We start from the raw sequence: 10,654 nt of genomic DNA on the forward strand, positions 1-10,654 counted from the left end.
GATGTTTGTGTTCCCGGTGCGTGTGTATTATGAAGATACCGATGCTGGTGGTGTGGTCTATCACAGTCGCTACCTGAACTTTATGGAGCGCGCGCGGACGGAATGGTTGCGGGCGGCGGGCTTTGCCCAAAGCGCATTAAGAGAGCAAGAGCAGGTGTTGTTTGTGGTGCATAGCATGCAACTGCAATTTAAAAAACCTGCCAGACTGGATGACCAGTTACAAGTAGTCTCACGCTTGATCGAGATGAAGCGTGGCAGTTTTAGCTGCCAGCAGCAGATCCTGTGTGGCGAAACGATATTAATAGAAGCGCAGGTCAAGGTGGCCTGCGTGGATGCAGATTTATTTAAACCAACGGGTATTCCGGCCCGACTCAAAATTGCACTGGAGTCTTCATGAATGTAGCAAACGATATGTCGATTTTCACCCTGATAAGCGGGGCCAGTTTGCCAGTTCAACTGGTCATGCTGATCTTGCTGCTGACCTCACTGGTCTCCTGGTGGTATATCTTCATTAAAGTCTTTTCATTAAAGGCAGCCAATGAAAATGTCGATCAATTTGAAGCCCAGTTTTGGTCTGGTGGTGACTTGAACGAGTTGTATGAGCGTATTACTTCGGGCAGAAAAACGCCACAAGGCATGGCCAGTATTTTCCAGGCTGGTCTCAAAGAGTTTATCCGCTACAAGCAGCAAAAAGACACCGAAGTGAGTGACGTGATGGAGGCCACTCGCCGCGCCATGCGTGCTGCTTATAACCGTGAGCTGGATGCTCTGGATTCGCATTTGCCATTTCTGGCTTCGGTGGGTTCGGTCAGCCCGTACATCGGCTTGTTTGGCACGGTATGGGGCATTATGAACGCGTTTCGTGGCTTGTCTAACGTGGCACAAGCCACTTTGAGCCAAGTCGCACCGGGCATTGCCGAGGCCCTGGTGGCCACCGCGATTGGCCTGTTTGCAGCGATTCCGGCAGTGATTGCCTATAACCGCTTTGCGGCGGGTGTAGACCGCTTATCTGTGCGTTATGAGAGCTTTATCGAAGAATTTACCAACATTTTGCAACGTAGAGCCTGATCGGAGCCACTATGAGCAGAACGCGTAAACGGCGCATGATGAACCAGATTAACGTCGTGCCTTACATCGACGTCACTCTGGTATTGTTGGTGATTTTTATGGTGACCGCGCCGATGACTAACCCCGGCATGGTTGAGTTGCCCAAGGTTGGGCAGGCGCTCAAGCAAAGTGGCGACCCGATTGTGATCACCGTGCAAAAAGAAGGCACCGTGCTGATGGAGGGCAAGGAAATGCAGCGTGACGATATGCTGGCATTGATCCGCCAACGCCTGGCTGAGGCACAAAAGCCGGTGGTGGTGTCTGCCGACAAAAACACGCCTTATGGTGAGGTGGTGTCGGTGATGGACTTGCTCAAGCAGGCGCAGGTCAATCAGGTTGGCTTGCTGTTTCAAAACGAAAAGTAATTGGTCAGTGATTTAAAACAGATGAAAATCGCATTGTCCCCACAAGATCAGGTCATACGCAAACGTGCAGCAGTATTGTCTGTGCTGATGCATGTGTTGCTATTCCTGGGCATGATTTTCATGGTCGACTGGAAAGCCGTGCACGTGAATCCCAGCGTGATGGAGGCGACATTATGGGACAGCTTGCCCAGTAAGCACCCCTCCAAGCCAGTGACAAAACCGGTAGAGCCAACGCCTCCGCCCCCCCCGCCTGAGCCTCAGCCTGAACCGAAACCACCTGAACCTAAGCCGCCACAAAAAGTAGCACCGCCTGAGCCGCAGGTCAAACAAGCGGAACAAGCAGCGGAAATTGCACTCAAAAAACAGGAAGATGAAAAGAAACGCCTGTTAGAGGAAGAGAAAAAGAAAGAACTTGAGCAGAAAAAACAGGAAGAAAAGCTGAAGAAAATTCAGGAAGCCCTGCGCAAGCAAGAGGAAGAAGATAAGCTGAAAAAGATCCAAGATGCCTTGCGCCAACAGGACATGGATGCACAGCAATCCGCCGCCTCAGCAGCGGTTGACCCTTCCGTGCTCAACTATTATATGGGGCTAATGAGCCGTAAAATTCGCAATAATGTGAATTCTGGCTTGTGTCCGGTGACTAATCCGGAATTGCTGGTTGACATACAGATGACCAATTCGGGTGATATATCTGGTATGCCCAAGTTGATTAAAGGCTCTGGTGATGCCGTTTGTGATGACGCGGTCATTCGTGCCATTTTGGCGGCAAAACCGTTTGAGATGCCCGATGATCCGGCCGCGCGCAAGAAAATGGTGGATCAAATCCGTTTGAAATTCAGGCCGCGCAGCTAATACAGCCATGACGGTGAACACGCTTTTCGTTATAATTCTTGTCTATAAGCAAACCAAAATGAATAAAACTGTGACCATGCAACATTTTAAAAATGGTTTGATCCATTTTTTGTCTCACAACATCGGTGCTGGCGTACTGCTCTGGATGTTTGCGCTTCCAGCCCAGGCAGCCCTCGAACTCGAGATCAGCGGCGGTAGCGCGATCCAGATTCCGGTCGCGATTTTGCCGATGGCTGAGTCCGGCGCGGCGTCATCCGGCAGTCGTCTGCATGAAATCATCAGCAATGATCTGCGTGGTAGCGGCATGTTCCGCATTATCAATACCAGCGGCATGCCTGCCTTGCCAACCAGCGCCTCACAAATTAAATACACCGACTGGACCGCACTCAAAGCGCAAGGCCTGAGCCTGGGCGAGGTACAGCAAGTGGGCGGTAATTTAAAAGTATCTGTACAAGTGATGGATGTGTTGCGCCAGACCGCTTTGTTGCAGTTGACTTATACCGTCTCGCCCAGCCAATACCGCCATGTCGCGCATTTGATCGCTGATCAGATTTATGAAAAGTTTACTGGACAGCCAGGCGCGTTTTCGACGCGTATTGCCTACGTGACCAAGGTGGGTAAACGCTTCACGCTGCAGATTGCAGACTACGATGGCTTTAATGCGCAAACGCTGGTGTCCTCTAACGAGCCGATTATTTCACCGGCTTGGTCGCCTGACGGCAGCAAAATGGCCTATGTCTCGTTTGAGAAAAAGAAACCGATTGTATTCGTGCAATCCCTGTATACCGGTGAACGTAAAGTGGTGGCCAACTTTAAAGGCAATAACAGCGCGCCAGCCTGGGCGCCGGATGGCAGCAAATTGGCCGTGGTGCTGACTTACGGCGCTAACTCGCAGATTTATACTATCTCTGCCGACGGGTCTAATTTGCAACAGGTCACAAAAAGCAGTTCAATTGACACCGAGCCCGCGTTTTCACCCGATGGCCAATCGATTTATTTCAGCTCTGACCGTGGCGGTCGTCCACAGATTTATAAAGTGCCCGCGTCAGGCGGTTCTGCCTCTCGTGTGACATTTGAAGGTAGTTATAATGTGAGTCCGCGCTTTTCACCAGATGGCAAATACCTGACCTATATCCGCAATGATGGCGGTTCGTTCAAGGTGGCTGTTCAGGATTTGGGCACCGGTGATGTGAAAGTGCTCAGCACCGGCTCGCAAGATGAATCCCCCAGCTTTGCCCCTAATTCGCGTACCATTATGTATGCAACCCGTGTTGGCGGCAAAGGCACGCTGGCGACTGTCACTGTTGATGGTTTAGTCAGGCAGCGTTTGTCAGAAGCGGGCGGAGATATTCGTGAACCTGCCTGGGGACCTGCTCAAGCAGCGCCCAAGTAGTCTATCCGTGGTCAATTTATTTAGTCACTCATTTTAAGGAGAAAGTATGAACAAGACAATTTGGACAGTTGCAGCACTTGCATTGGTGTTGACTGCTTGTAAAAGCACCCCGATGAACCCAGCAAAAGTGGAAGATTCCAGCGTGACTCGCCCGATGACGAACTCACAAGGCAAATCAGGCGCTGACAGCGCTGCCAGTACAGACAAAATCAACATCAAAACCGTCGACGTTGACACCAGCAAAGACGAGCTGAGCGCTGCTGAGCTGGCAAAACGTCAAGTGTTCTTTGACTATGACAGCGATGCGATTCGTGAAGAGTACAAAGCGCTGGTGGCTAACCACGCTAAATACCTGGTCGCGCATCCACAAACTAAAGTGGTACTGCAAGGTAACACCGATGAGCGTGGTACACACGAGTACAACCTGGCATTGGGTCAACGCCGTTCAGTGGCTGTTAAAAACGCGTTGAATGTATTGGGCGTAAGCGATAGCCAAATCGAAACAGTCAGTTACGGTGAAGAGCGTTCTAAGCAAAATTGTGCTGATGACGGTTGCTTCCAGCAAGATCGTCGCGTAGACATCGTCTATGCAGGTCAGTAATTTGCGACTGTCTGCTGCTTTGATCGCCTTGGGCCTGGCTGTTTCATCAGCCAGCCAGGCGGCTTTGTTTGACGACACCGAGGCCAGAAAACGGATTCTCGAGTTGGAAAACAAGCAAACCTCTGAGCATGATGCGCAACAAAAAGCCATCACTGACTTGACGCGTACCCAGCAATCGCTGGATAGGCGAGTACAAAGCCTGGAAGCCCTGATCAATGGTAAGGGCTTGCTCGACATGCAAAACCAGTTGGAACAGATCAGGCAAGATGTGGCACAGCTCAAGGGTGACCTTGAGGTGGTGACTCATCAGCTGGAAGACATGCGTACCAAGCAAAGTGCTTCTTACACTGATCTTGATACACGTGTGCGTAAGCTGGAAACGCTGGCGCAGTCAGTGACCAGTGGCCAAATGCCTGTCACTTCTACTAATGGTAGTGGTGATACCAAGTCTGATGTTTCACAGCAGGAATCCACTGCGTTTGCTGAGGCGGAGTCTTTAAATCAGGCAGGCAAGTATAAAGAGGCATTTAATGCTTATGATGCCTTTTTGAAAAGCTATTCCGGCAGTAAGTTAGCGCCCGATGCTTTATATGGCATGGGTTATACCCAGTTTGCATTGAAGAGCTATAAGTCTTCAGCGGCAACGCAGCAGAAATTTTTGGATAGCTATGCTACACATGCGTTGGCGCCCAATGCCATGCTTAACCTGGCAAATAGTCAGATTCAGCTGGGGCAGATTCCGGCCGCCAAAAAAACCCTGAAAGACTTGATTGCCGCTTATCCGTCAGCAGAAGTGACGCCGAGTGCGCAAAAACGCCTGAAGGTGTTGGAAAGTATCAAATAGCAGATTTTCGTTATTGAAATTAGCTTATTTCGGCGATAATAGCGGGCAGATAGCAATATCTGCCCGTTTATTTTTTACATCCCCATGACCACACTCAGAATTTTCGAGATTTTCTATTCCTTGCAGGGCGAAAGCTCGCGCGTTGGCCTGCCTACCATTTTTATTCGCCTGACCGGTTGTCCGCTACGTTGTGGCTATTGCGATACCGAGTACGCGTTTAAAGGCGGCAGCAATATGACGCTGGATGACATCATGCAGCAGATTGCCGCTTACGGCACACCTTATGTCTGTGTGACGGGGGGCGAGCCGTTGGCGCAAAAGCCCTGTATCGATTTATTGACCCGCTTAAGTGATGCTGGTTACCAAGTGTCGCTGGAGACCAGTGGCGCCATGGATATTGCACCAGTCGATCCGCGCGTTAAGGTGATTATGGATATTAAAACCCCGGGCTCGGGTGAGGTGGAAAAAAACCGCTGGGAAAACCTGCCGCTGCTTAAAGCAGGGGACGAAGTGAAGTGGGTGATTTGTAGTCGTGAAGATTTTGACTGGGCTAAGCAGATGATAGAAACCCGTCCGTTTCCTGCGCAGTGTGACCAGTTATTTTCCCCAAGTTTTCATGATGTGAGTGGTGAAACACTCGCCAGCTGGATTTTGCAGGATCACCTCAAGGTGCGCATGCAATTGCAATTGCACAAAATCCTCTGGGGCGAGAAGCAAGGAGTATAAGTTGGTCGTATCAAACAAACCCAAAGCGGTTATTTTGCTCTCTGGCGGGCTAGATTCCAGTACCGTGCTGGCGATTGCCAAATCGCAAGGCTATGACTGCTACTGCCTGAGCCTGGATTATCACCAGCGCCACAATGTTGAGTTGCTGGCGGCGCAACGCGTGGCGAGAGCGCTGGGTGCCACCGAACATAAAACCGTGCAACTGGATTTGTCCCTGTTTGGCGGTTCTGCACTCACGGACAGCACTATCGCTGTGCCCGAGCAGGAAACGCAAGGTATTCCGGTGACTTACGTGCCTGCGCGTAACACGATTATGTTGTCGTTGGCATTGGCCTGGGCCGAGGTGTTACAGTCGAGAGATATTTTTATCGGCGTCAATGCGCTGGATTATTCAGGCTACCCGGATTGCCGGGGTGAATATGTCAAAGCTTTCCAGCAAATGGCTAATCTGGCGACCAAGGCGGCAGTAGAGGGTCAGACGATTACGGTGCATGCGCCACTAATAGAGATGACCAAAGCGGATATTATTCGCAGCGGCCATGCCTTGGGGCTGGATTACGGGTTAACCGTGTCCTGCTATCAGGCCAATCAGCAGGGCGCTGCCTGTGGGATGTGTGATTCCTGTCGTTTCCGCAAGGCAGGGTTCGCGCAAGCCGGAGTGGCTGATCCTACACCGTATGTAGGCGCATCTTCTGGTGCGTGAAAAACACTTGCCATGCTTTAATAATATCAAGTATAATCCGCGCCTTTCTGCAAAGAAATTCAATTTTAAGAGAACAAGATTATGGTCGTTATTCGTTTATCACGTGGTGGCTCCAAAAAAAACCCGTTCTACAGCCTGGTTGTAGCAGATTCGCGCAACCGTCGTGACGGTCGTTTTATCGAGCGCGTTGGTTTCTACAATCCATCTGCACGCGCTGGCGCTGAAGGCTTGCGTATCGATGAAGCACGTACACAATACTGGGTGGACAACGGTGCACAACTGTCTGAGACCGTGGCACGTTTGGTAAAATTCCACGCTAAAGGCGCTGAAGGTATGGCTGCTGTTAAAGCGAAAGAAGTTGCCAAAGCCGAAGCTGCTAAAGAAAAAGCAATCGCTGAAGCTGCTGCCAAGTTGAAAGCTGAAGCTGACGCCGCCGCTGCAGAAGCTGCCGCAAAAGCCAAAGCAGATGCTGAAGCTGCTGCCGCTGCGGAAGCCGCCGCTGCTGCTGAAACACCAGCTGCTGAGTAATTGTTACCGCGCCTAACTTTATATGGCGTCTGAAAGCATGGTTGTCATGGGGCGCATCGTCGCCCCATATGGCGTTTATGGTTGGGTAAAAGTCGTGCCGGATACCGAGTATCTGGACGGTCTGCTCGATTATGCCGCCTGGTGGCTAGGCAAAGCACCCGACTGGCGTGAAGTCACGGTTGAGCAAGCCAAGCTGCACAATGATGTGTTACTGATCAAACTGGCAGGTGTGTCTGACCGCGATGCCGCATTCGCTCTCAAAGGCCAGCAAATTGCGGTACCACGTGAGTCTTTACCCGCACCTGCAGAGGGTGAGTATTACTGGTCTGACTTGATTGGGCTGAGTGTCACCAACACGGAAGGTGTCGCATTTGGCAACATCACGCAAGTGTTTGAAACCGGTGCCAATGACGTGATTGTGGTGCGTGAATCGCAACCGACTAGCGTCAAGGGTAAAGATGGCAAGCTGCGCGAAGAATATCGCGAACGCTTGATTCCGTTTACCAGCGATGCCGTGCCAGAGGTAAATATAGAAGCCGGTACTGTGCTGGTGGATTGGGATGCTGATTTTTAAAGAAAGCGCAGCTCATGATGCAGATTGAAGTCATCAGTTTGTTTCCTGAGATGTTTGCAGCACTGACTGAATATGGCATTACCAGCCGTGCCAGACAGCGCGGGTTGTATCAGTTAACACTGACCAATCCCCGGCAATATACGCAGGACGTGCATCATACGGTGGATGACAGGCCTTATGGCGGTGGCCCAGGCATGGTGATGCTGGCAGAGCCGCTCACTGCTGCCATTGGTGATGCTAAAGCGCGTTTGCAGGCGCAAGGGATTGTGCCCAGGGTGATGCATTTATCGCCACGTGGCGAACCGCTGACACACGAAAAAGTGTTGCAGCTCAAAGAATGTCAGGGGCTGGTGTTGTTGGCCAGTCGCTATGAAGGCGTAGACCAGCGTGTGCTGGATACACTGGTGGATGAGGAAGTCTCCATTGGTGACTATGTATTAAGTGGGGGTGAGTTGCCCGCCATGGTATTGCTGGATGCGATTATCCGGCAATTGCCAGGCGCGTTGGGCGACGCTGATTCGGCGCAGGAAGATTCGTTTGTGAATGGCCTGCTCGATTATCCGCACTATACGCGCCCGGAAGAATTTGCAGGATTGAAGGTGCCCGAAGTGTTACTCTCCGGGCATCACGAAAAGATTAGACAATGGCGATTACAGCAATCGCTACTGCTAACCAGGGCTAAACGCCCTGATTTATTGGCCGCAAGGCCGTTGACGAAAGAAGAGGCTAGGCTACTCAAGGATGTAGAGTAGGAACGAGCTCTTTATAATTAAAAGGAACCGATATGGCAGACATTATTAAAATGTTAGAGCAAGAAGAAATTGCTCGTTTAAACAAAACCATCCCTAGCTTTGCGCCAGGCGACACCGTGATCGTTGGTGTAAACGTGGTTGAAGGTACACGTAAACGTGTGCAGGCTTACGAAGGCGTGGTCATCGCCAAGCGTAACCGTGGCCTGAACTCATCATTTATCGTGCGTAAAATCTCTTCAGGTGAAGGCGTTGAGCGTACATTCCAGACTTACTCTCCACAAATCGCTTCTATCGAAGTGAAACGCCGTGGTGATGTTCGTCGCGCTAAACTGTACTACTTGCGTGAGCGTTCAGGTAAATCTGCACGTATTAAAGAAAAATTGGTTGCTCGCGAGAAAGACATCGCTGCAAACAACGCTTAATTTAAACGTTGCACAAAAAAGCCCTTCCTCAGAAGGGCTTTTTTATTGCCATCCACACATCATCGCCGGTTGCACCATGTGCAAGATTACAGTTTAATACGCTCATGAAGAGCTTTGATGATGAACTTGATGCCTTAGTCCCGGCGCCGTTTGGTTTTGTTGGTGTGCGCTGTGATGACACTGGTGAAACACTGCAGTTTTTACTGCATGCCTTACCAGTCAGGCCTAAGCCTAATCCACGCGCGCAAGCCATCGCTAAGCAGGTAGCCGCTTATCTCGAAAATCCACAACATGCTTGGCAGCCGATTATCTCTCATCGCGGGACGCCGTTTCAGCAACGTGTCTGGCAAGCCATGCGTGAGATTCCCGTGGGTGAAACGCGCACCTATAGCCAGTTAGCCGCTGCCGTACAGTCTGGTCCGCGTGCAGTCGCTAATGCCTGTGGCGCCAATCCTTTGCCTTTGTTTAATCCTTGTCACCGTATTGTGGCCAGCAACGGTTTGGGTGGCTTTATGCAAGGCATAGACGGTGGTTTGGACATCAAACGCTGGTTGTTGGCACATGAGCAGCGCCGTAAGTAAGTGATCAGATGCGGCAAAAAAAGAATGCTTTAATGGCAGCGTCAGATTCGCCCCAACTAGTCACGTTTCCTGAAATCGATATTTTTATCGACCAGCTCTGGCTCGAAGATGGCTTGTCAGCCAATACCTTATCCAGCTATCGCAATGATTTAAAAGGCTTTGCCGACTGGTGCGGCCAACAGACGCTGAACTTGTGGCAAGTGCAATCACAGGATGTACAAGCCTATTTGGCACATCGTTTTCCGTTGGTCAAAGTGCGTAGTATCAACCGTCTGATTGCCACCCTGCGCCGTTTTTATCGTTTTGCCCTGCTGGCAAACCTCATTAATCAAGACCCGACGCTGCATATCGAAGCGCCTAAGATGCCGAAGTCACTACCCAAAACGCTGAGTGAGTCACAGGTGGAAGACTTGCTGCATGCGCCAGATGTGAATGTACCTTTGGGTCTGCGCGACCGCGCTATGCTTGAGTTGCTGTATGCCAGCGGTTTACGTGTCTCGGAGTTGGTCAATGTGAGTATTGCCGAAGTCAGCACGCAAGACGGTGTGGTGCGCGTGACAGGGAAGGGCAGTAAAACTCGGCTGGTGCCCATGGGGCAAGAGGCGGCGGAATGGATAGACCGCTATTTGGCGATTGCACGGCCGGAGATATTGAAAGGCAGCTTGAGTGACGCCGTGTTCGTCACTGCACGCGGTGCGGCGATGACGCGGCATGCGTTTTGGCACATTATTCAGCGCTATGCCTTGCAAGCGGGCATTTCTCAGCATATCAGCCCACATGTGTTGCGGCATGCATTTGCTACGCACTTACTCAATCATGGCGCAGATTTGCGCGTGGTGCAGATGCTGCTTGGGCATGCCGATATTTCGACGACGCAGATTTACACGCATGTGGCTAGGGAGAGGTTGCAACAGTTGCATAAGGTGCATCATCCTAGAGGGTGATTTTTTTGGTGCGTCATTCCGGAGAATGCCGGAATCCAGGCATGGTGAGATAGCAATAAAAGGTTATTCTTTAGATTCGTTGTCTTACTCGTAGGGTGGGCATGGTTGCCTATGCGTTTGTAGTTTTCTGGTGGGTTGCTTTTCGCCTTTTCGGCGAGTTACTTTTCTTTGCTTGCCCAAAGAATAAGTAACCAAAAGAAATGCACCCCAGCTTCCGCTTGATTCCTGCGTTGCTCGTCAAAATAAGCGGTCACGAAACTCA

General features: G+C 50.8%; 15 protein-coding genes. All 15 read left to right on the forward strand.

Annotated elements, in window-relative coordinates; genetic code table 11:
* Position 1: 1 nt before the first annotated feature.
* Entirely contained in the window at positions 2–397 is a 396-nt protein-coding gene (ybgC, locus tag E6Q52_RS12635) for a tol-pal system-associated acyl-CoA thioesterase (protein ID WP_292805246.1), read from the forward strand.
* A complete protein-coding gene (gene tolQ / locus E6Q52_RS12640) occupies positions 394–1,068 on the forward strand; it encodes a protein TolQ (protein ID WP_292805248.1) in 675 nt (224 codons plus the stop codon). Before ybgC ends, tolQ begins: the two co-directional genes overlap by 4 nt.
* 11 nt (positions 1,069–1,079) lie before the next feature.
* Entirely contained in the window at positions 1,080–1,472 is a 393-nt protein-coding gene (locus E6Q52_RS12645; RefSeq protein ID WP_194741265.1) for a biopolymer transporter ExbD, read from the forward strand.
* Between the two features lie 21 nt (positions 1,473–1,493).
* Positions 1,494–2,324, forward strand: coding sequence for a cell envelope integrity protein TolA (gene tolA, locus E6Q52_RS12650; protein WP_292822571.1), 831 nt, complete (start codon positions 1,494–1,496; stop codon positions 2,322–2,324).
* A 58-nt stretch (positions 2,325–2,382) separates the two neighbouring features.
* Complete coding sequence (gene tolB / locus E6Q52_RS12655) at positions 2,383–3,717, forward strand: Tol-Pal system beta propeller repeat protein TolB (RefSeq protein WP_292822573.1); 1,335 nt, start codon at positions 2,383–2,385, stop codon at positions 3,715–3,717.
* A gap of 46 nt (positions 3,718–3,763) precedes the next feature.
* On the forward strand, positions 3,764–4,318 hold the full coding sequence (gene pal, locus E6Q52_RS12660; RefSeq protein ID WP_292805258.1) for a peptidoglycan-associated lipoprotein Pal: 555 nt from the start codon (positions 3,764–3,766) through the stop codon (positions 4,316–4,318).
* On the forward strand, positions 4,305–5,162 hold the full coding sequence (locus tag E6Q52_RS12665) for a YbgF trimerization domain-containing protein (protein WP_292805261.1): 858 nt from the start codon (positions 4,305–4,307) through the stop codon (positions 5,160–5,162). Before pal ends, E6Q52_RS12665 begins: the two co-directional genes overlap by 14 nt.
* An 84-nt stretch (positions 5,163–5,246) precedes the next feature.
* Positions 5,247–5,888, forward strand: coding sequence for a 7-carboxy-7-deazaguanine synthase QueE (queE, locus tag E6Q52_RS12670; protein WP_292805264.1), 642 nt, complete (start codon positions 5,247–5,249; stop codon positions 5,886–5,888).
* A gap of 1 nt (position 5,889) precedes the next feature.
* Positions 5,890–6,591, forward strand: coding sequence for a 7-cyano-7-deazaguanine synthase QueC (gene queC, locus E6Q52_RS12675; protein ID WP_292805267.1), 702 nt, complete (start codon positions 5,890–5,892; stop codon positions 6,589–6,591).
* Between the two features lie 81 nt (positions 6,592–6,672).
* Positions 6,673–7,119 (forward strand): 30S ribosomal protein S16, encoded by a 447-nt coding sequence (rpsP, locus tag E6Q52_RS12680; protein WP_292822575.1) that lies wholly within the window; start codon positions 6,673–6,675, stop codon positions 7,117–7,119.
* A gap of 37 nt (positions 7,120–7,156) precedes the next feature.
* Positions 7,157–7,693: a ribosome maturation factor RimM gene (gene rimM, locus E6Q52_RS12685; protein ID WP_292822577.1), complete on the forward strand. Its 537-nt coding sequence runs from the start codon at positions 7,157–7,159 to the stop codon at positions 7,691–7,693.
* A gap of 14 nt (positions 7,694–7,707) precedes the next feature.
* Positions 7,708–8,445: a tRNA (guanosine(37)-N1)-methyltransferase TrmD gene (trmD, locus tag E6Q52_RS12690; protein WP_292822579.1), complete on the forward strand. Its 738-nt coding sequence runs from the start codon at positions 7,708–7,710 to the stop codon at positions 8,443–8,445.
* Between the two features lie 32 nt (positions 8,446–8,477).
* Positions 8,478–8,867: a 50S ribosomal protein L19 gene (gene rplS / locus E6Q52_RS12695; protein ID WP_024930869.1), complete on the forward strand. Its 390-nt coding sequence runs from the start codon at positions 8,478–8,480 to the stop codon at positions 8,865–8,867.
* A gap of 104 nt (positions 8,868–8,971) precedes the next feature.
* Positions 8,972–9,448 (forward strand): methylated-DNA--[protein]-cysteine S-methyltransferase, encoded by a 477-nt coding sequence (locus E6Q52_RS12700; protein WP_292822582.1) that lies wholly within the window; start codon positions 8,972–8,974, stop codon positions 9,446–9,448.
* Positions 9,449–9,480: 32 nt separating this feature from the next.
* Positions 9,481–10,392, forward strand: coding sequence for a site-specific tyrosine recombinase XerD (gene xerD / locus E6Q52_RS12705; RefSeq protein WP_292822584.1), 912 nt, complete (start codon positions 9,481–9,483; stop codon positions 10,390–10,392).
* Positions 10,393–10,654 lie beyond the last annotated feature (262 nt).

The sequence above is a fragment of the Methylophilus sp. genome, assembly GCF_008015755.1.
Classification (GTDB): domain Bacteria; phylum Pseudomonadota; class Gammaproteobacteria; order Burkholderiales; family Methylophilaceae; genus Methylophilus.

What these genes read in the sequence shown, in the direction of transcription:
- rimM (WP_292822577.1), top strand. Translation starts at nt 7,157, where the DNA reads ATGGTTGTCATGGGGCGCATCGTCGCCCCATATGGCGTTTATGGTTGG.
- rpsP (WP_292822575.1), top strand. Translation starts at nt 6,673, where the DNA reads ATGGTCGTTATTCGTTTATCACGTGGTGGCTCCAAAAAAAACCCGTTC.
- E6Q52_RS12665 (WP_292805261.1), top strand. Translation starts at nt 4,305, where the DNA reads ATGCAGGTCAGTAATTTGCGACTGTCTGCTGCTTTGATCGCCTTGGGC.
- xerD (WP_292822584.1), top strand. Translation starts at nt 9,481, where the DNA reads ATGGCAGCGTCAGATTCGCCCCAACTAGTCACGTTTCCTGAAATCGAT.
- ybgC (WP_292805246.1), top strand. Translation starts at nt 2, where the DNA reads ATGTTTGTGTTCCCGGTGCGTGTGTATTATGAAGATACCGATGCTGGT.
- E6Q52_RS12700 (WP_292822582.1), top strand. Translation starts at nt 8,972, where the DNA reads ATGAAGAGCTTTGATGATGAACTTGATGCCTTAGTCCCGGCGCCGTTT.
- tolQ (WP_292805248.1), top strand. Translation starts at nt 394, where the DNA reads ATGAATGTAGCAAACGATATGTCGATTTTCACCCTGATAAGCGGGGCC.
- tolB (WP_292822573.1), top strand. Translation starts at nt 2,383, where the DNA reads ATGAATAAAACTGTGACCATGCAACATTTTAAAAATGGTTTGATCCAT.
- rplS (WP_024930869.1), top strand. Translation starts at nt 8,478, where the DNA reads ATGGCAGACATTATTAAAATGTTAGAGCAAGAAGAAATTGCTCGTTTA.
- tolA (WP_292822571.1), top strand. Translation starts at nt 1,494, where the DNA reads ATGAAAATCGCATTGTCCCCACAAGATCAGGTCATACGCAAACGTGCA.
- E6Q52_RS12645 (WP_194741265.1), top strand. Translation starts at nt 1,080, where the DNA reads ATGAGCAGAACGCGTAAACGGCGCATGATGAACCAGATTAACGTCGTG.
- pal (WP_292805258.1), top strand. Translation starts at nt 3,764, where the DNA reads ATGAACAAGACAATTTGGACAGTTGCAGCACTTGCATTGGTGTTGACT.
- queE (WP_292805264.1), top strand. Translation starts at nt 5,247, where the DNA reads ATGACCACACTCAGAATTTTCGAGATTTTCTATTCCTTGCAGGGCGAA.
- trmD (WP_292822579.1), top strand. Translation starts at nt 7,708, where the DNA reads ATGATGCAGATTGAAGTCATCAGTTTGTTTCCTGAGATGTTTGCAGCA.